19 protein-coding genes are annotated in these 18377 nt (G+C 73.5%); 13 read left to right on the top strand and 6 right to left on the bottom strand.

What is annotated here, in order from left to right; translation table 11 throughout:
- Positions 1-31: 31 nt before the first annotated feature.
- Positions 32-367, top strand: coding sequence for a metallopeptidase family protein (locus FXF60_RS04680; RefSeq protein WP_151524363.1), 336 nt, complete (start codon positions 32-34; stop codon positions 365-367).
- A gap of 23 nt (positions 368-390) precedes the next feature.
- Entirely contained in the window at positions 391-672 is a 282-nt protein-coding gene (locus FXF60_RS04675; protein ID WP_151524105.1) for an Lrp/AsnC family transcriptional regulator, read from the top strand.
- 13 nt (positions 673-685) lie between these two features.
- Here the strand turns inward: FXF60_RS04675 and FXF60_RS04670 are convergent, their stop codons facing one another.
- On the bottom strand, positions 686-2518 hold the full coding sequence (locus tag FXF60_RS04670) for a DEDD exonuclease domain-containing protein (protein ID WP_238335706.1): 1833 nt from the start codon (positions 2516-2518) through the stop codon (positions 686-688).
- A gap of 127 nt (positions 2519-2645) precedes the next feature.
- Here FXF60_RS04670 and FXF60_RS04665 point away from each other — a divergent pair, with 127 nt between their 5' ends.
- Positions 2646-2993 carry a hypothetical protein gene (locus FXF60_RS04665; RefSeq protein ID WP_151524104.1) on the top strand — a complete coding sequence of 116 codons (348 nt, stop codon included), beginning with the start codon at positions 2646-2648 and terminating at the stop codon, positions 2991-2993.
- Position 2994: 1 nt separating this feature from the next.
- Here the strand turns inward: FXF60_RS04665 and FXF60_RS04660 are convergent, their stop codons facing one another.
- On the bottom strand, positions 2995-4794 hold the full coding sequence (locus FXF60_RS04660) for an AMP-dependent synthetase/ligase (RefSeq protein WP_151524103.1): 1800 nt from the start codon (positions 4792-4794) through the stop codon (positions 2995-2997).
- Positions 4795-4871: 77 nt separating this feature from the next.
- Between FXF60_RS04660 and FXF60_RS04655 the strand changes: the two genes are divergently transcribed.
- The 3 genes from FXF60_RS04655 to FXF60_RS04645 are packed head-to-tail and all read left to right on the top strand — an operon-like array spanning position 4872 to position 7585.
- Positions 4872-5828, top strand: a complete 957-nt coding sequence (locus FXF60_RS04655; protein WP_151524102.1) for an ROK family glucokinase — start codon at positions 4872-4874, stop codon at positions 5826-5828.
- A complete protein-coding gene (locus FXF60_RS04650) occupies positions 5825-6847 on the top strand; it encodes an ROK family glucokinase (protein ID WP_151524101.1) in 1023 nt (340 codons plus the stop codon). The genes FXF60_RS04655 and FXF60_RS04650 overlap by 4 nt, the downstream gene beginning before the upstream one ends.
- Positions 6848-6898: 51 nt before the next feature.
- Positions 6899-7585: an endonuclease/exonuclease/phosphatase family protein gene (locus FXF60_RS04645; RefSeq protein ID WP_151524100.1), complete on the top strand. Its 687-nt coding sequence runs from the start codon at positions 6899-6901 to the stop codon at positions 7583-7585.
- Between the two features lie 42 nt (positions 7586-7627).
- Here the strand turns inward: FXF60_RS04645 and FXF60_RS04640 are convergent, their stop codons facing one another.
- Entirely contained in the window at positions 7628-8083 is a 456-nt protein-coding gene (locus FXF60_RS04640) for a hypothetical protein (RefSeq protein ID WP_151524099.1), read from the bottom strand.
- Positions 8084-8203: 120 nt separating this feature from the next.
- On the opposite strand from FXF60_RS04640, the gene FXF60_RS04635 reads away from it, so the two are divergent.
- From FXF60_RS04635 to FXF60_RS04620, 4 genes are read left to right on the top strand one after another with little or no spacing between them, the layout of a single operon-like run.
- Positions 8204-9094 (top strand): 1-acyl-sn-glycerol-3-phosphate acyltransferase, encoded by an 891-nt coding sequence (locus FXF60_RS04635; RefSeq protein ID WP_151524098.1) that lies wholly within the window; start codon positions 8204-8206, stop codon positions 9092-9094.
- A 43-nt stretch (positions 9095-9137) separates the two neighbouring features.
- Positions 9138-10505, top strand: a complete 1368-nt coding sequence (locus FXF60_RS04630) for a class II 3-deoxy-7-phosphoheptulonate synthase (RefSeq protein WP_192796594.1) — start codon at positions 9138-9140, stop codon at positions 10503-10505.
- A 1-nt stretch (position 10506) separates the two neighbouring features.
- Positions 10507-11592, top strand: a complete 1086-nt coding sequence (locus tag FXF60_RS04625) for a threonine aldolase family protein (RefSeq protein ID WP_238335705.1) — start codon at positions 10507-10509, stop codon at positions 11590-11592.
- On the top strand, positions 11592-12179 hold the full coding sequence (locus FXF60_RS04620; protein WP_151524097.1) for a molybdopterin-dependent oxidoreductase: 588 nt from the start codon (positions 11592-11594) through the stop codon (positions 12177-12179). The genes FXF60_RS04625 and FXF60_RS04620 overlap by 1 nt, the downstream gene beginning before the upstream one ends.
- A gap of 6 nt (positions 12180-12185) precedes the next feature.
- Here the strand turns inward: FXF60_RS04620 and pknB are convergent, their stop codons facing one another.
- Both pknB and FXF60_RS04610 read right to left on the bottom strand, forming a co-directional pair.
- Positions 12186-14141: a Stk1 family PASTA domain-containing Ser/Thr kinase gene (gene pknB, locus FXF60_RS04615; protein ID WP_151524096.1), complete on the bottom strand. Its 1956-nt coding sequence runs from the start codon at positions 14139-14141 to the stop codon at positions 12186-12188.
- A 71-nt stretch (positions 14142-14212) separates the two neighbouring features.
- Positions 14213-15517 (bottom strand): LysM peptidoglycan-binding domain-containing protein, encoded by a 1305-nt coding sequence (locus FXF60_RS04610; protein ID WP_151524095.1) that lies wholly within the window; start codon positions 15515-15517, stop codon positions 14213-14215.
- A gap of 186 nt (positions 15518-15703) precedes the next feature.
- On the opposite strand from FXF60_RS04610, the gene FXF60_RS04605 reads away from it, so the two are divergent.
- Positions 15704-16027 carry an Rv2175c family DNA-binding protein gene (locus FXF60_RS04605; RefSeq protein WP_238335704.1) on the top strand — a complete coding sequence of 108 codons (324 nt, stop codon included), beginning with the start codon at positions 15704-15706 and terminating at the stop codon, positions 16025-16027.
- 46 nt (positions 16028-16073) lie between these two features.
- Here the strand turns inward: FXF60_RS04605 and FXF60_RS04600 are convergent, their stop codons facing one another.
- Positions 16074-17156: a polyprenyl synthetase family protein gene (locus FXF60_RS04600; protein WP_151524356.1), complete on the bottom strand. Its 1083-nt coding sequence runs from the start codon at positions 17154-17156 to the stop codon at positions 16074-16076.
- A gap of 314 nt (positions 17157-17470) precedes the next feature.
- On the opposite strand from FXF60_RS04600, the gene FXF60_RS04595 reads away from it, so the two are divergent.
- Positions 17471-17845 (top strand): DUF6504 family protein, encoded by a 375-nt coding sequence (locus FXF60_RS04595; RefSeq protein WP_202879561.1) that lies wholly within the window; start codon positions 17471-17473, stop codon positions 17843-17845.
- A gap of 70 nt (positions 17846-17915) precedes the next feature.
- Positions 17916-18359, top strand: coding sequence for an SAV_6107 family HEPN domain-containing protein (locus FXF60_RS04590; RefSeq protein WP_151524093.1), 444 nt, complete (start codon positions 17916-17918; stop codon positions 18357-18359).
- Positions 18360-18377: the final 18 nt, after the last annotated feature.

Here is an 18377-nt window from a genome sequence, read left to right as displayed (position 1 = left end):
CGCCCCCGAGGAGGACGGCGGGGCGCTGTCCATGTCGGCCGCCGAGTTCGAGGAGGCGGTGGGCGACTCCCTGGACCTGGTGCCGGGGCCACTGATGGACCGGCTCGACAACGTCGTCTTCCTGGTCGAGGACGAGCCACCCGCGGACGATCCGGAACTGCTGGGGCTCTATGACGGCGTCCCGCTCACCGAGCGCGACTGGGGCACGCAGCTGCCCGACCGGATCTTCATCTACCGCGGTCCGCTGCTGCGGATGTGCGAGGACCGGGAGGACCTGCTGGACGAGATCGCGGTCACGGTCGTCCACGAGATCGCCCACCACTTCGGGATCGACGAGGAACGTCTGCACGACCTGGGATGGGGATGACCGGCACCGGTAGGGTGGTGCCCGTGATTTCTGCCATCGTCGTGATCAAGGCCGAGGTCGGACGCATCCCCGAGGTCGCCCAGGAGATCGCCGAGATCGAGGGCATCCGGGAGGTCTACTCCGTCACCGGCGACCCGGACCTGATCGCGATCGCCCGGGTGAACCAGCACGAGGAGTTCGCCGACGTCATCGCCGACCGGCTGAACAAGGTGCAGGGCGTGCTCGAGACGACGACGCACATCTCGTTCCGGACCTACAGCTCGTCCGACCTCGAGGCGGGCTTCTCGCTGGGGCTGGACCGCTGACCCACCCGCCCGCTCAGGCGGGCAGCGCCCCGACCGGCCGGTCCAGCGGGCGGGGCATGGCGGGCGCGCCTCCGGGCGGGGCGTCGTCGGCCCAGGAGGAGGCCCGGGTCTCCAGCTCGGCCCGGCTCGCCCCGGCGCCACCCACCGGGCAGGTCCACTCACCGTCCAGGTCGACCAGGCGGACGCCGGGGGACTCCAGCCAGCGCAGCACGAGCTCGGTCTCCTCCGGCAGCGCGGCCAGCGGCCCGCCATCCGACCCGTGGGGTCCGCCGTGGCCCGCCCCGGGACGGACCACGTCGGCCGTCTCTCGCAGGGCCGCGACGTAGGGCAGGGGATCGGCCCCCCGCGGGCTGACCGTGGCGCCCGCCAGGCGGCCGTGCCGCACGCAGACCAGCTCCCACCCGCCGTTCTCGCCGCGCCGCGCGGCGATGAGCTGGGGCGTCTCGGTCAGGGGCCGGAGCCGCTGGCTGCGCGCCGTCGCCCGCACCAACGCCATCATCCGGTCCCGCAGCGTGCGCGCCTCCTCGAACCGCTCCTGGGCGGCCAGCTCGTCCAGCCGGTCGCGCAGGGCACCGACGGCGTCCGTGGTGCGACCGGTGAGCACCTGCCCGGCCCGCCTGGTCACCTCGGCGTAGTCGGCCGGTGACTGGACACCGATGCACGGACCTCCGCACCTGCCGATCTCCAGCAGCACACAGGCGTCGCTGCCCGGGCTGCGGGCCGAGAGCCGACGGGTGCACTGGCGCAGCGGGACCACCTCGTGCAGCGCGGTGATCGCCGCCTCGGCGCTGCGCCGGGAGCCGAAGGGGCCGGCATACTGTGCACCGACGTCACGATCCTTCAGCGAGCGCACCACCGACAGGCGCGGGAAGGCCTCGTCGGTGAGGCGCACCCAGACCGCCTTCTCCGGGTGGCGGGAGCGGCGGTTGTAGCGGGGCTTGTGCTCGGCGATGAGGCGCAGCTCTCGGACCGAGGCCTCCAACGCGGTCTCGCAGACGATGGGGGTCAACGACTCGGCGAGGCCCACCATCTCCGCCATCCGTCGCCGGGTCTCGGAGGCGGTGAAGTAGGTGAGGGTGCGGCGACGCAGGTCGGTGGCGGTGCCGACGTAGAGCGGGGCGCCGCCCCCGTCGCGGAAGACGTACACCCCCGGCTTGGAGGGCATCGCCTCGGCGAGGAACCGCTTGCGTCGCTGGGCCGAGCTCACCCGCGAGCTGTAGGACTGCAGCTCCTCCAGGGTGTGGACGCCGAGGTTGCCCACCCGCTCGATGAGGCCGTGCAGCACGTCGACGGTGGCGCGCGCGTCGTGCAGGGCACGGTGGTCCGGGGTGGTGCTCGCGCCGAAGAGCCGGGCCAGGCTGGCGAGCTTGTGGTTGGGCGCCTCGTCCTTGTGCACAAGCTGCCGCGCCAGCCGCACCGTGTCCAGCACCGCGAAGGACGGCCACGGGTGACCGGTCTCCTGGGCGGCGGCCTTGAGGAAGGAGACGTCGAAGCCGGCGTTGTGGGCGACCAGGACGCTGCCGCGGGCGAACTCCAGGAACTGCGGCAGCACGGTCGTGATCCTCGGCGCCTCGACCACCATGGCGTTGGTGATGCCGGTCAGCACCGTGATGAAGGCGGGGATGGGCGTGCTGGGACGCAGCAGCGTCTGGAACTCGCCCAGGACCTGCCCCCCGCGCACCTTCACCGCACCCACCTCGGTGATCTCCGAGCCTGCGGGTGCTCCGCCGGTGGTCTCCAGGTCGACGACCACGAAGGTGACGTCGGCCAGCGGTGTGCCGAGGTCGTCGAAGGTCTCCTGGGTGAAGGTCGACGACCCGCCGGACCTCTCGTGCACCATCTGCATGCCCCGACGCTAGGTGGGGCCACCGACAGACCGCGGCAGGCGGAACCGGGGAGCCTCAGATCCGTCCGCGTGAGGGGGTCTGTCGGTGCACGCCTCTAGCGTCGTGGCCACGAAGGAGGTGGAGCCGATGAACCCGACGCCGACCACACCACCCAGCCCGAACGGCGCGACCACCGCGCTCATCGACTGCGAGACCTGTCCGGTCCGAGGACGGCACTGCGGTGACTGCTTCGTGCCGGTCCTCGGCCGGATCTGGCTGCAGGACCCGGTGCGGTCAGCACCGGCCGAGCCGGGCACGCGCAGCGAGCCGGAGGCGGAGCACCGGCCGGTCGGTCCGGAGGAGGACGTGACGGCCGCGCTGGACAGCGACGAGCTCGCCGCGGTCAGTGCCTTCGTCCGTGCGGGGCTGGTGGCACCGGAGGACGCGGACGCCGCCCGGGCCGTCGTGCAGCGTCCGCGCCGCGCGACGGGCTGAGTCAGCGGGCGGCGTAGATCGCGTCGATCTGCGCCGACAGCATCTCCGTCACCGCCGCGCGTCGCAGCTTCAGCGACGGGGTCAGGTGGCCAGCCGCCACGGTCAGGTCCTCGTCGAGCACGACGAAGGAACGGATCGACTCCGCACGGCTGACGGTGGCGTTGGCCTGGTCGACGGCGCGCTGCAGCTCCTCCCGGACCTGCGGGTGCCGTGGCGCCTCCTCGGGCGCGGTGCCGGACAGGCCCTTCCGGTCCAGCCACCCCGGCAGCATCTGCTCGTCCAGGGTGATGACCGCGGCCACGAAGGGGCGTCCCTCGCCGACGACGAGGCACTGCGAGACGAGCGGGTGCGCCCGCACACGGTCCTCCAACGGGCCCGGCGAGACGTTCTTGCCCCCGGCGGTGACGATGATCTCCTTGCGCCGTCCGGTGATGCGCAGGAACCCCTCGTCGTCCAGCTCGCCGAGGTCGCCGGTGCGGAACCATCCGTCGGGCAGGAGCAGCTCGTCGGTGCCGGTGTCTCCCCGGTAGCCCCGGAAGACGCCCGCGCCACGGACCAGGACCTCCCCGCCCTCGTCGACCCGCACCCCGGCACCGGGCAGCGGTCGCCCCACCGTGCCGATGCGGATCATGTCGGGGGTGTTCACGGTCACCGGGGCCGTCGTCTCGGTGAGGCCGTAGCCCTCGAGCACCACCAGGCCGGCGCCACGGAAGAAGTGCGCCAGGTGCTCGCCGAGCGCGGCGCCGCCGGAGATCGCGTAGGTCACCCGGCCGCCCAGGGCCGCGCGCAGCCGCGCCAAGACGGCCCGGTCGGCGACCGCGTGCCGGGCCCGCAGCGCCAGCCCGACCGAGCCGCGCTCCAGCGCGCGGCTGTAGTCCTCGGCGACACCGGCGGCCCAGCGGAACAGCCGGCCCCGACCGCGGCCACCGCGCTCGGCGCGCTGCTCCGCAGCGTTGTAGATCTTCTCGAAGACCCTCGGGACGGAGAGCAGGAAGGTGGGCCGGAAGGTCGCGAGGTCGTCCAGCAGGGTCGACGGGTCCGGGGTGTGCCCCATCCGCACCCCCGAGCGCAGGCATACCACCTGGATGAACCGGGCGAAGACGTGCGCCAGGGGCAGGAAGACGAGGGTGGCCGAGCCGGGCGCGTCCACGATCTCGGTCAGGCGCTCCGAGGCGTTCTCGACCAGCGACACGAAGTTGTCGTGGGTGAGCTCGCAGCCCTTCGGCCGACCCGTCGTCCCGGAGGTGTAGATGATCGTCGCCAGGTCCTGCCGGCCCACCCCGCTGCGACGCCGCTCCAGCTCCTCGTCCGAGACGTCCGCGCCCGCGGAGGCCAGCTCGTCCAGCGACCCGGTCTCGATCTGCCAGACCTCGCGCAGCTCGTGCAGCCCCTCACGCGCCTGCGAGACGGTGGCCATCATGGCCGCGTCCTCCACGACCGCCGCCACCATCCCCGAGTCCGCGCAGATCCAGCGCACCTGGTCCACCGAGCTGGTCTCGTAGATCGGCACGGGCACCGCCCCCGCGGTCCAGAGCGCCAGGTCGACCAGGGTCCACTCCAGCCGCGTCCGGCTCATCAGCCCCACCCGGTCTCCCTGCTCCACCCCGGCTGCCATGAAGCCCTTGGCCAACGCGTCGACCCGCCGGTGCAGCTCGGCGGCGGTGACGTCGCGCCACCCGCCGTCCCGCCGGACCGACACCATGACCCGGTCCGGCTGCGTCCGCGCCCAGCGCCGCGGGTAGTCGGCCACGGTGCCCTGGTCGGCGTGGGGGACGAGGGCGGGGACGGACACCTCGGGCACGCAGGATCTCCAGTTCGTCGAGGTCAGTGGGCTGCGGTGGCCCGATCACCTTACCCGGGAGGCACTAGGGTGAACGGGTGAGCATCTGCGTCGGCGTGGACATCGGTGGGACCAAGATCGCGGCCAGCGCCGTGACCGGGGGCGTCATCGTCGAGCAGGCGCTGCGGGAGACGCCGGCGCAGGCACCGGACGACATCGTCCAGGCCGTCGGGGACGTGGTGCGGGAGCTGCAGGACCGGCTCGGTCCCGAGCGCCCGGTGGAGGCTGTCGGGGTCGCCTGCGCCGGCTTCATCGACCGCGCCGGGGACGTCGTGGTCTTCGCCCCCAACCTCGCGTGGCGGGACGAGCCGCTGCGGGCGCGGCTGGAGGAGGTCACCGGGCTGCCGGTGGTGCTCGAGAACGACGCCAACGCCGCGGCCTGGGGCGAGTTCCGGTTCGGGGCGGCACGCGACGTCGAGGAGATGGTCCTCATCACGCTCGGGACCGGCGTCGGGGGCGGGATCGTGGTCGACGGGGAGCTGGTGCGCGGCAGCCACGGGATGGGCGCCGAGGTCGGCCACATGCGGGTGGTCCCGGACGGCCACCGATGCGGTTGCGGCAACAAGGGCTGCTGGGAGGTGTATGCCTCGGGCAGCGCGCTGGTGCGCGAGGCGCAGGACCTGGTGGCCGGCGGCAGCCCGCACGCCGGGGCGCTCGCGGACGCCTCCGGCGGGGACCCGAGGGCGGTCACCGGGGTCATGGTGACCGAGGTCGCGCAGGCCGGCGACCCCGCGGCGCGCGAGCTGCTCGAGGACATCGGGCGCTGGGCGGGGGAGGGCCTGGCCAGCCTGGCGGCGATCCTGGACCCGGGGCTGATGGTCATCGGTGGGGGCGTCTCCGCGGCGGGCGACCTGGTGCTGGTCCCGGCGCGCGCCGCCTTCGCCCGCAACCTCACCGGGCGAGGGCACCGGGAGGTGACTCCGGTGGTGCTGGCGCAGCTCGGCAACGACGCCGGCATGATCGGCGCCGCCGACCTGGCCTCCCGACGCGTGTGACCGCTCCTGCCGTCGACGGGTGGGCCGTCGGTGTGGACATCGGCGGGACCCGTCTCAAGGGTGGGCTGGTCGACCGCGACGGCACGGTCCGGGACACCCGCGCCCGGAGCACCCCGCCCCGCTCCACCCCCGCGGCCGAGGTGGAGCGGGTCCTGGCCGACCTGGTGGAGGAGCTGGTGGCGCTGGCGCAGAGCCAGGACCGGGAGGTGGTCGCGGTGGGGGTGGGCGCCGCAGGCTTCGTGGACGCCCGGCGGGGGACCGTCGTCTTCGCCCCGCACCTGTCCTGGCGCGACGAGCCGCTGCAGCAGCGGCTGACCGGGCGGCTGGACCGATCGGTCCTCGTGGACAACGACGCGCACGCGGCCGCCTGGGCGGAGTACCGCTTCGGCGCGGGCCGGGGGGAGAGCCACCTGGTGGTGCTGACCCTCGGGACCGGGATCGGCGGGGCCATCGTGACCGACGGGCAGGTGCAGCGTGGGCGGCATGGACTGGCCGGTGAGTTCGGGCACCAGCAGCTGGTGCCGGACGGACGGCGGTGCGAGTGCGGCAACCGGGGCTGCTGGGAGCAGTACGCCTCGGCGGGGGTGCTGGCCCGGCAGGCACGGGAGGTGGTCCGTGTCGGCGGCGAGCACGCGGCCGGTCTGCTGCGCAGCTGCGACGGGGACCCGTCGGCGCTGCGGGGCGAGCACGTGAGCCTCGCCGCCCGGCAGGGCGACCCGGCCGCCCGGGAGATCCTCGCCGACGTCGGGCACTGGCTCGGGATCGGCCTGGCCGGCGTCGTCGGCGCGCTGGACCCCGGCACCGTCGTCATCGGGGGAGGCGCCAGCCTCGCCGGCGACCTGCTGCTCCACCCCGCCCGGGAGACCCTGGCCCGCCACCTCGTGGGTCGAGGCCACCGTCCGGTGCCGCAGCTGCTCCCCGCCGCCCTCGGCGCGTCGGCCGGGCTCGTCGGTGCGGCGGACCTCGCGCGGGCCGAGCTCGCCCGCGGCGACGGGCCTGCGGGCGACCTGTGCCGCTGAGCCGGCCACCCGCATACCTCGCGGGTCGGGGCAATCGGGGAGGATGACCCCATGCCCTCCCTGCGCGTCGCGACCTACAACCTGCGCGGACTCAAGGACGACGCCGGTGCCGCCGCCGAGGTCGTCCGCGCGATCGCCCCGGACGTGCTGCTGCTGCAGGAGGTGCCGCGCTACCCGACCTCGGAGTACGCCATCAGCGCCTTCGCGCGCTCCTGCGACCTGCTCTGGTCCGGCCGGACGCGCATGGTGAGCGGGACGGGTCTGATGACGGCGCTGCGGGTCACCGCGGCCGACTCGCAGGACCGACGGCTCGCGGTCGGCCTGCGGGAGAACCCCCGCAGCTACACGGTCACCCAGGTGCGGCTTCCGGAGGGCCAGCGGGCCGACGTGGTCTCGATCCACCTCTCGCTGCGGGCCGAGCAGCGCGTGGAGCACGCGCGCACCGTCCTCACCGAGCTGGCCGCCGACCCGCGCTTCGGCGAGGACGTGCCGCTGGTCGTGGGGGGTGACCTGAACGAAGGGCGCGACGGTGCGGCGTGGGGCGCGATCGGCGAGGCGCTGGTGGAGGTCTCGGCGGACCGGCCGACCTTCCCCGCGCACCGGCCGCACCGCTACATCGACGCGATCTTCGCGCGCGGACACACCGCCGCGACACCGGGCGACCCGGCCCTGCTGGACGGTATGCCGGTGGCCAGGGCCAGCGACCACCTGCCGGTCTGGGTCGACCTGGAGGTCTGAGGCCCACCCGTCCGGCGGGCCCGCCGTGGGGAGCCGGCGCGCTCAGACCCGGGCGCCGTCGTCCCCGTCGAAGGGCGTGCGACGGCGCGGCTGGCGCAGCACCAGGAGCACGAAGCCCGCGATCGCCAGCAGCAGCCCGAGCGCCGAGAACCACCGGTCCAGCAGCGGCACGATGGCGGAGAAGACCACGAGGAGCGGCCCGACCACCAGCCCGACCACGATGCCCCAGAAGTGCAGGTCCCCGGCCGGCAGAGGGGGCGGTGGCGGAGGCACGAAGTGGTCGTCCTCCTCCGGGGGCTCGTAGGACCGGTGGTCGGTCGCCATGCCCTCCGGGGTGCGGTCGCCGAGGTGGGACCGCGGCGCCTCCTGCGGCCACGGCGGGTTGACGTCGCCCACCGGCGACCCGGCGCCCTCGTCGCGCAGCCCCGCGACGATGTCGCGGAAGGCCCGGTCGACGTCCGGGTCGCCCGGGCCGTCCTCCGGGCTGGAAAATCTCACCGTGCCAGTCTCGCACGGGGATCACGCCGCCGACGTGGTCGTCCCGGGTCGGCAGGGGTAGAGTCAGCGCGCACACCGCCCGCAGTGCTGCAGCGACGACGCGACCCAGGAGGACCTGCGTTGATCTACTGGATCCTCAAGCACCTCTTCGTGGGGCCGCCGATCCGGGCGGTGTTCCGCCCGTGGATCGAGGGCAAGCACCACATCCCCTCCGAGGGCCCGGCGATCCTGGCGAGCAACCACCTGTCCTTCTCGGACTCGATCTTCCTGCCCCTGATGGTGGATCGACGGATCACCTTCCCCGCCAAGATGGAGTACTTCACCGGCACCGGGGTGAAGGGCTGGCTCACCAAGCTCTTCTTCACCTCGACCGGTCAGATCCCGATCGACCGGTCCGGCGGCTCGGCGTCGATGGCGGCCCTGGAGCAGGGGCTGCAGGTGCTGCGCCGCGGTGAGCTCTTCGGGATCTACCCCGAGGGGACGCGTAGCCCGGACGGCCAGCTCTACCGCGGCAAGACCGGGATGGCCCGGCTGGCGCTGGAGGCCGACGTGCCGATCATCCCGTGCGCGATGATCGACACCGACAAGGCCCAGCCCACCGGGCAGAAGATCCCGAACGTCGTGCAGGTCGGGGTCCGGATCGGTCGGCCGATGCACTTCCCGGAGCACGCGGGTCGCAGCGAGGACCACGTGGTGCTGCGCCAGATCACCGACGAGGTGATGGCCGAGCTGCAGCGGCTCTCCGGGCAGCAGTACGTCGACGAGTACGCCGCGACGGTGAAGGAGCGTATCGCCGCCCGGGCACGGGCCGGGGTCGAGCAGGCCCGCTCCGGGATCGAGCAGGCTGCGGAGAAGGCCAAGGACGGCCTGGGGCAGGCGGGCGAACGGGCCAAGGAGGGCCTGGGCCAGGCCAAGGACGACCTCGCCGGGGCCACCGAGCGAGCCCGCGAGAACCTCGCCGACCGACGGGCGCGACGGCATACCGACCCCGAGCCACCGGCGCAGCACTGACGCCGCGTCAAAGGCGCCCCCGCGAGTCTCCTACCATGGTGCGGTGAGCATCGACCTGACCGGACTGGCCACCTCGGGTGGCCACGACATCGACTGGCCCGACCTGCCGGCGCGGCAGCAGCCCACCTGGGCGGACCCCGCGGCGTTGGCCCAGACCCTGTCGGTGCTCGGCACCTATCCGCCGCTCGTCTTCGCCGGCGAGTGCGACCAGCTGCGTCGGCGGATGGCCGCCGTCGCGGCCGGTGAGGCGTTCACGCTGCAGGGTGGTGACTGCGCGGAGACCCTGGCCGACGTCACCGGACCCAACATTCGTGACCGGATCAAGACGATCCTGCAGATGGCGGTCGTGCTGACCTACGGCGCGGGTATGCCGATCGTCAAGGTGGGGCGGATGGCCGGACAGTTCGCCAAGCCGCGCTCCTCGGACACCGAGACCCGCGACGGCGTCACCCTGCCCGCCTACCGCGGCGACATGGTCAACGGCTTCGAGTTCACCCCGGAGGCCCGCCGGCCGGACCCCGAGCGGCTGCTGCGGTGCTACCACGCGAGCTCGGCCACGCTGAACCTCGTCCGAGGCTTCACCAGCGGCGGGTTCGCGGACCTGCGCAGCGTGCACGCCTGGAACAAGGGCTTCCTCGCCGGCCCCGCCTACAAGCGGTACGAGCAGATGGCTGGGCACATCGACCGGGCGCTGCGCTTCCTCGAGGCCTCCGGCGTGGCGGACGCGGAGGAGATCCGGCGGGTGGAGTTCTACTCCGCGCACGAGGCGCTCGTGCTGGACTACGAGCGGCCGATGGTCCGTCGCGACCACCGCACCGGGCTGCTCTACGACACCTCCAGCCACCTGGTGTGGGTGGGGGAGCGCACCCGCGACCTGGACGGCGCGCACATCGACTTCGTCTCCCGGATCCAGAACCCCGTCGCGGTGAAGCTGGGGCCGTCCGCCGACCGGGAGACCGTGCTGGCCCTGATGGACCGGATCGACCCGGACCGCACCCCGGGGCGGCTCACCTTCATCACCCGGATGGGCGCGGCGAAGATCCGCGACGTGCTGCCGCCCCTGCTCACCTCGCTCGGGGAGGACGCCCGGCGGGTGGCATGGGTGTGCGACCCGATGCACGGCAACACCTTCACCTCCCCGAGCGGCTACAAGACGCGTCGCTTCGAGGACGTGGTCGACGAGGTCCGGGGCTTCTTCGAGGCGCACGCCGAGGCAGGCACCCACCCCGGTGGGATCCACGTGGAGCTGACGGGCAACGACGTCACCGAGTGCGTGGGTGGGACCTCGCCGGTGGACGTGGACGACCTGGGCCTGCGCTACGAGACCCTCTGCGACCCCCGGCTGAACCACCAGCAGAGCCTGGAGCTGGCGTTCCTGGTGGCCGAGATGCTGGAGCGGGGCGGACGCTGAGGTGAGCAGCGGGACCACCCCCGGCACGGCACCGGTCGCCGACCTGCGCTCGGACACGCTCACCCGCCCCACCAGGGGTATGCGCGAGGCGATGGTCTCCGCGGACGTCGGGGACGACGTCTACGGCGAGGACCCGACCGTCGCGGCGCTCGAGGCGCGGGTGGCGGAGCTGCTCGGTCACGAGGCGGCGCTGTTCATGCCCACCGGTTCGATGGCCAACCAGATCGGGCTGCGCCTGCACGCAGGCCCCGGTCAGGAGATCATCACCGACCACCTCGCGCACGTGCTGCGCGCGGAGCTGGGCGCGGCAGCGGCATACTCCGGCATCACGACCCGCAGCTGGGTGGCGGACCGGGGACGGATCGACGTCGACACGGCCCTGCAGGTGATGGTCCCGGACGGCGGTGCCTACCAGGTGGGCACCGCGTGCGTCGTGGTCGAGAACACCCACAACTTCGGTGGTGGCACCGTCCAGCCGCTCGACGAGATGCAGCGGCTGCGGCAGGAGACGGCGTCGGTCGGGGTGGGTGTCCACCTCGACGGAGCCCGGCTGTGGAACGCGCACGTGGCCACCGGTGTGCCGCTGGCGGACTACGGCAGCTGCGCCGACACGGTGTCGGTCTGCCTGTCGAAGGGGCTGGGGGCACCCGTCGGCTCGGTGCTCGTCGCCGACACGGACCGGATCGCCCGCGCTCGCGTCCTGCGCAAGCGGATGGGTGGCGGGATGCGCCAGGTGGGGCTGCTGGCGGCAGCAGGGCGGTATGCCCTGGAGCACCAGCTGGACCGGCTGGCCGAGGACCACGCGCGGACCGCGGCCGTGGCGGCGGCCGTGGGGGAGGCCTTCCCTGGTGTGGTGGACGCCGCCCGGGTCGAGACCAACATCCTCGTGCTGGACGTCGGGGCGGCCGGGTGGCCCGCCGCCGAGTTCGTCGCGGCCGTCGGTGACCGGGGGGTCCACGGCTATCCGACCGATGCGCGGCACGCCCGCTTCGTCTGGCACCTGGACATCGACGACGCCATGACCCGGCACGCGCAGGAGACCCTGCTCGCCGCGCTCGACGAGCGAGCGGCCGGCCGGGCGTCGTGATGCCGCCCGGCCCCTCCGAGGACGCTCTCCCCCCGGGGCAGCGGCCCACCGGGACCTGGCGTGCCTCGCACTACGGCCGGGTGCCCCGGCTGGACCCGGACAGCTGGACGCTCACCCTCGCGGGGGAGACCAGGGACGGCGGGATGAGGGTGCTGACCTGGGAGGACCTGGGCGCGCTGCCGCAGGTCGAGGTGGTGGCCGGGATGCACTGCGTGGACCGGCACACCGTGCCCGGGCTGCGGTGGGGCGGTGTGCGGATGCGCGACGTGCTCGCGCTCGCGCCACCCGCCCGCGGGGTCGAGCACGTCCTGCTGGCCGCCACGCGCGGCTACGCCGCCGCCGTCCACCTGGAGGACCTGCGCCACCCCGACGCGCTCCTCGCGCACAGCGTGGGGGGTGAGCCGCTCACGCCGGAGCACGGCTGGCCGGCCAGGGTGGTGCTCCCGCACCTCTACGGTTTCAAGGGGCCGAAGTGGGTGGTCGAGGTGACCTACCACGACCGGCCGCAGCAGGGCTGGTGGGAGTCGCACGGCTACCACCCGCGCGGCCGCGTCGCCCACGAGGAGCGGTGGGCGCACCAGGCCTAGGCAGTCCTAGACGACCGTCAGCACGATCTCGGTGCCGGTCGGGACCTCCTGGTCCGGCTCGACCGACTGCTCGCGGACGGTGCCGAAGAAGCCGCCACGCACGTCCTCGCGGCGCACCACCAGGCCCAGCTCGGTGAGCTCCTCCTCTGCGACGGAGAACTGCCGACCCACGACCTGGGGCACCACCACCAGCTCCGGCCCCTGGGAGATGGTCAGGGTCACGCCGGTCCCGCGCTCCACCTGGCCCGAGGCCGGGGTCTGGGCCAGCACCGCGCCCTCCGGGACCTCGTCGTCGAAGGCCCTCTCCGGGTCGACCGTGACGGTGAGGCCGGCATCGCTCAGCGCCGCGACGGCCTGCTGCTCCGGCTGACCCGTGACATCGGGCACGTCGACCGGTGCCGGGCCGTCGCTGACGACGACGTCCACCGAGCCACCCGGCGGCAACGGCTCGCCGGCCTCGGGGGAGGTGCGCAGGATCCGGCCCTCGGGCTCGGACTCGTGGTGCTCCCGGGTCTGCTCCCCGAGCACCAGGTTGGCCCCGTCCAGGGCCTCCTGCGCCGACTCCAGGGCCAGACCGGTCAGGGGCGGGACGTCATAGCGTTCCGGGCCCTGGGACACCACGACGGACACGTCCGTGCCGTGGCGCACCTGGGCCCCCACCTGCTGGTCGGCCGAGATCACCGTGCCGTCGGGCACGTCCTCGGAGTAGGCATAGGTGATCACCGGGTCGAGCTGCCCGGCATCGAGCAGCCCCCTCGCCTCCTGCTCGGGCAGGTCGACCACCTCGGGCATGGCCGAGTGGACCCCTGGTCCCTCGAGCAACCACCACGCGGCATACCCGCCCCCACCCAGGAGCAGCAGGAAGAGCAGCGTGAGGACGACACCCCCCCGGCGCCGCGGGCGGTCGCGTCGCGGCTTCGTGACTGTCGGTGGTCGCGTCGTCCGGTTGCCGGTGGTCCGCGCGTAGTGACCGTCGGACCGCGCGGTGTGCAGCGGGAGCTGTCGGGTCGACCCTCCGTCCGCGCCCACGACCTGGGTGAGGTCGCCGGCGCGCGCCTGCGGCACCTGCTCGGTCTGCTGCGGTGCCGACACCTCGTCGAGCTCGGCGTCGCTGAGCTCGCGCAGGCAGGCCCGCATCTGCACCAGGAGGGCGGAGGCGTCGTGCGGCCGGTCGGCCGGGTCGGTCGCCGCCGCGCGCCGGATGAGGTCCTCGACGGCCGCCGGGACGCCGTGGGCGGTGTCGCGGATCGCCGGGACGCTGCCGTGGACGTGCTCGTAGGCGACCCGGAGCGGGTCGCCGCCCGGGAAGGCCTTCCGTCCGGTGAGCAGCTCGAAGAGCAGCAGCCCGACGGCATACACGTCTGTCCGGGCGTCGACGGCGTCGTGCTCCACCTGCTCCGGCGCCAGGTAGGCGGCGGTGCCCCAGAGGAGCTCGGCACTGGCATGGCGTCCCGAGGCCGACACCGCCCGGGCCAGGCCGAAGTCGGCGACCTTGACCCCGCTCTCCCGGCCGCCGGCGAGCAGGACGTTCTCCGGCTTGATGTCCCGGTGGACCAGGCCGTGCCGGTGCGCCTCGGAGAGCGCCTCGGTCACGGGCAGCAGCAGCGCCATCGCCCGCCGGGTCGAGAGGGGGGCGTGGTCGGTGATGATGTCGCGCAGCGTCGGGCCCTCGACGAGCTCCATCGCCAGGAAGACGACGTCGTCGTCCTCCCCCTGGTCGTAGACCCCGACCACGTGCGGGTGAGTCAGCCGTGCGGCAGCCCGGGCCTCGGCCACGAACCGCCGGACGAAGGTGTCGTCGTCGGCCAGGTCGGGCCGCATGACCTTGAGCGCCACCGGGCGGTCCAGCCGCAGGTCACGCGCACGGTAGACGGTGGCCATCCCGCCGCGGGCGAGCTCGGCCTCCACCTGGTAGCGACCGTCGATGACGCGGTCGTAGAGGGTGGGGGTCGGGGCACTCACGTCCCGAGTCTACGAAGCCGGAGGCCCGGACCGTGGGACGTGGTGTCGACGGTATGCCGTCGGCGGGCCGCTCAGAGCGTCGTGCGGAAGTGCTTGATGTTGGCGACGTACTGGCGCGTATCGGGGAAGAGGCCGTACTGCCGGACGCTGGCCAGCCCTTGGTAGTAGCCGCCGATGGCCGCATCGGTGCTGTCCGCGGAGCGGAGCAGGGTGCGCATGATGACGACCCCGGCGGTGACGTTGTCCTCCGGCTGGAGCAGGTTCAGCTCGCGACCGACCAGGCCCGAGGCCCACTCGCCGGAGCTCGGGATCACCTGCATCGCACCGATCGCGTTGGCGGGCGAGACGGCCCGCTGGTTCCAGCCCGACTCCTGGTAGGACAGGGCGAGCATGAGGGTGGGGTCGACGCCGTGTCGCTTGCTCGTGCGGACGATGAGGTCGCGCATGGCCTCCCGGTCGGGCACCTCGATCGACGTGAGGTAGTCGCGGTTGGCGGCCGCCGACCGGGCGATCCCGTCGCTGTAGCGGTAGTGCAGGAAGGTGTCGGGCACCTTCTCCCCGGCGCGGTGGTCGCCGATCGTGTGCTCGTCGTAGGGACGGTCCAGCGTGGTGGAGCGGCTGGCCGAGCGGTCGGCCTTGGGTGCCGGGCGGTCGGCCGCAGGGGCCGATCCGGACAGCCGGAGCTTCTGCCCCGGGTAGATCAGCCGGGTGTCCTGCAGGTCGTTGGCGCGGGCGATGCTGGCCACGCTGACGCCGTGGCGGGCCGCGAGGTCGTAGAGGGTGTCCCCGCTGCGGACGGTGACCGTGCCCGAGGTCGAGGACGAGGTCGACGAGGTCGACTGCTTCGCCGTCGGCGCGGGATCGCGCCGTGGACCGGTCGACCGGTCGCCGGACCCCGTCAGGTGCAGGACCTGGCCGGGGTAGATCAGGCGGCTGTTGCTGATCGAGTTGGCGTCCACCAGCTGCTCGACACTCACCCCGTGCCGTGCGGCGAGGTGGGTCAGGGTGTCGCCGGGACGCACGGTGACGGTGCCGCCGCCTGCCTTCGCCGGTGCGGCCTTGCGGGCCTTCGTGCCGGAGTCGCCACCGGAGGGCGTGGGCGCGGTGGCGCGGTCCGTGCCGGGGATGCGCAGCTTCTCGCCGGGCATGATCCAGCGTCCCCCGTCGGAGAGGGAGTTGGCGCGCAGGATGGCGCTCGGGGTGACGTCGTAGCGCTCGGCCAGGTCGTAGACCGTGTCTCCCGGCGCGACCACGTGGGTCGTGCCGCCGGCGGTCGGCAGGACCGCGATCGGTGCGGTGGCGTGCACGCCCGTGGGGGCGACGTAGGCCACGGACGGCAGGTCTCCGGGCGGCAGGGCGGCGAAGAGGGGGCTCACGTCGGGTCCTCCAGGGAGTGGTGGTCGTGGGGATGATGTGCCTCACGCGGCTCTAGGGGACATCGTGACTGGCGAGGCAGAAGGGACAGTACCTGCCCGTGAGCAGGAGCGCCACCCTTTCGGCGTGTCGGATGATGTGATTGACTGGAAGATGTGGTAAGTGACACCGATGTAGTTTCAGAGTGGTTGACCGTTCCCGACGTCGGGGAGCGCACCGGTGCCAGCCTGCAGACCGTGCGTCGCTGGCTGCAGGAGCGCGACGTCGTCGGCGTGCGTCGAGGTCCGGACGGGGTGGTGATGATCCCCGCCAGCTTCTTCGTCGACGACGCGCCGCTGCCCGCACTGCGGGGGACCATCACCGTCCTGGACGACGGCGGGCACGACGACGAGGAGATCGTCGCGTGGTTGCACGCGCCGGACGACACCCTGCCGGGCGGCAGCGCGATCGCCTCGCTCCGGTCGGGGGCCAAGACCGAGGTGCGTCGTCGGGCCCAGGAGCAGGCCTTCTAGCAGATCGCGGCGTGGAGGGTGCCGGCTCGGCCCCCCGAGCTGGTGGTCAGAGCGCGCGGTCGGTGCAGATGGCGACGAGGTCCCGGAGGGCCTGCCGGCCCTCGTCGGTGAGGCCCGGGGTGCGGTCCAGCGCCTGCAGGGCGCGGCGGGCACCGCCGCTGATCATCTCCTCGGTGCGCTCCAGGGCGGTGGAGCGCACCAGGACGTCACGGACGTCCTGGACCGTGGCGTCGTCGAGGTCCGCCGTCCCGAGGGACGCGTCGATGAGCTCGACACCCTCGGGGTCGGCGTGGGCGAGGGCGTGTGCGACCAGCACGGTGTGCTTGCCCTCCCGGAGGTCGTCCCCCGCGGGCTTGCCCGTCTGCTCCGGATCACCGAAGACACCCAGGACGTCGTCCCGCAGCTGGAAGGCCTCGCCGAGCGCGGCACCGTAGCCCGCCAGTCCGACCCGGGTCCCGGTGGCTGCGTCCGCGGCGTCCGCCCCGATGAGCAGCGGCTGCTCGACGGAGTAGCGGGCGCTCTTGTAGCGGATGACCGTGAGGCAGCGTTCCAGGCGTTGCTCCGGGGCGAGGTCGCGCCACCCGCGAGCACCCTCGAGGATGTCGAGGAACTGACCGCCCATGAGCTGGCTGCGCATCCGGTCGAACTCGGGGCGGGCGCGCTGCAGGGCCGCGGCCGGCAGTCCGCTGGTGGCGAAGACCTCGTCCGTCCAGTTGAGGCAGAGATCTCCCGCGAGGACGGCGGCCGCGTGGCCGAACCGGACCGGGTCACCGGCCCACCCCTGCTCCTGGTGCCAGGTGCTGAAGGTGCGGTGCGCGGTGGGGCGACCGCGGCGCAGGTCGCTGTTGTCCATGACGTCGTCGTGCAGGAGCGCGGCCGCCTGGAAGATCTCCATCGCGCTGGCGGCACGGACCACCGCGTGGTCGTCGGGCCGGCCCAGGGCGCGCCATCCCCAGTAGAAGAAGGCGGCTCGGAGCCGCTTGCCGCCGGAGAGCAGGTCGGCGACGGAGTCGACCAAGGGGGTCATCGGGGGCCCGAGGTCCTCCAGCACGCCCCGTTGCCGGGTGAGATGGTCGTCCAGGGCCTGCTGCACGCGGGGGCGCAGGTCCACGCCGTCCAGGGCGTGCATCACGAGTCCTCCTGTGCCTCGGCCGGGTCGCCGGTGGGGTGGCCGGGAGGGTGGTGGGCCCGGCTGATCGCCCGCACCTGAGCCTATCCGCCGTCCGGCCGGCCCGGGCCACCCCCTCCCGCGGCCCGGGCCGGCAGACGACCTCCATGCTGCTGCGGATGCCGCGGCGGGCGCAGAAGTTGTCCACAGGGGGTCGGGGGTTGAAGTCTGTCGGTGCGCAGTCGTACATTTGTTCCCATCGTCGAACACGAGTTCGATGATCCTAGGTGGTCGGTGCCCGGCCCGTGCGACGTCGAGGAGGCGGACGAAGAAGCATGAGCAGGAGCTATCACGAGCCGGTCGAGATGAAGGTGGGTGCGGCGGAGGAGCACGGTGTCCGGTGGGAGGGCGCCGTGCCGGTCAGCCCCGCGGGCGAGTGCCCGCAGGTGCCCACCGTCTTCCTCTGGCGGGGTCGGCCGCACCTCGTGCGTGCGGTGCTGGACCGGTGGACCGTGCGGGTCCCGTGGTGGAGGAGCGAGCAGCCGCAGGTCGAGCAGGGCGCCACGGTCGACGCCGTCGAGGGCGAGGTGGACGGTCAGCTGGAGCGGGTGGTCTGGCGGGTCGAGGCCAGCGCCGGGAGGACGTCCGGGACCGGGGTCTACGACCTCGTCCAGGGAGAGCAGTGGTGGCTGGACCGGGTGGCCGACTGATGCCCGCGGCGGAGGAGCCGATGGACGGCCGACCAGCTGGTGCAGGACAGGACGACGGAAGGACGAGGAGATGACGGTCACCGAGACAGGTGCCACTGCGGGGGCGGTGCTGGATCTGCTGGAGCGCTCGCGAGGGGTGCTGCTGCAGGCGTGCCACAGCGGCACCGCAGCAGAGCGGTACACCCAGGCGCACCTCGCCGCGTTGCGGGCCGGCGCGGCGTTGCTGGCCGCCCGGACGACACCGTCGCCCAGCAGGCGCAGCCGCCCCCGCAGCGTGTGGGAGGTGCTGCCCTCGGTGGCACCCGAGCTGACCGAGTGGGCGGCGTTCTTCGCCGAGTCCGGTCGGCGGCGGATCGTCCTGGAGCGTGGCGCCGGTCGCGCCACCGTCACGGCGCGGGACGCCGACGACCTGGTCCGGGCGGGGGAGCGCTTCCTGGAGCTGGTGCGCGCGTCGCTGCACCTGCCGTGCGAGACACCGCTGCACTCCGAGCTGGTGCCGCTGGGTCCTGGGTGAGACCGGTGAGCGGCGCCG

This window comes from Serinicoccus kebangsaanensis, from assembly GCF_008919445.1.
GTDB lineage: Bacteria > Actinomycetota > Actinomycetes > Actinomycetales > Dermatophilaceae > Ornithinicoccus > Ornithinicoccus kebangsaanensis.
Note: the sequence above shows the minus strand (reverse complement) of the source record. Positions and strands in the feature narration are given on the sequence as shown.

Coding starts and splice junctions, on each gene's coding strand:
- FXF60_RS04670 (WP_238335706.1), bottom strand. CDS start 2,518: ATGCAGATGGTGCACGAGAGGTCCGGCGGGTCGTCGACCTTCACCCAG.
- FXF60_RS04620 (WP_151524097.1), top strand. CDS start 11,592: ATGCCGCCCGGCCCCTCCGAGGACGCTCTCCCCCCGGGGCAGCGGCCC.
- FXF60_RS04645 (WP_151524100.1), top strand. CDS start 6,899: ATGCCCTCCCTGCGCGTCGCGACCTACAACCTGCGCGGACTCAAGGAC.
- FXF60_RS04665 (WP_151524104.1), top strand. CDS start 2,646: ATGAACCCGACGCCGACCACACCACCCAGCCCGAACGGCGCGACCACC.
- FXF60_RS04600 (WP_151524356.1), bottom strand. CDS start 17,156: ATGCACGCCCTGGACGGCGTGGACCTGCGCCCCCGCGTGCAGCAGGCC.
- FXF60_RS04595 (WP_202879561.1), top strand. CDS start 17,471: ATGAGCAGGAGCTATCACGAGCCGGTCGAGATGAAGGTGGGTGCGGCG.
- FXF60_RS04590 (WP_151524093.1), top strand. CDS start 17,916: ATGACGGTCACCGAGACAGGTGCCACTGCGGGGGCGGTGCTGGATCTG.
- FXF60_RS04680 (WP_151524363.1), top strand. CDS start 32: ATGTCGGCCGCCGAGTTCGAGGAGGCGGTGGGCGACTCCCTGGACCTG.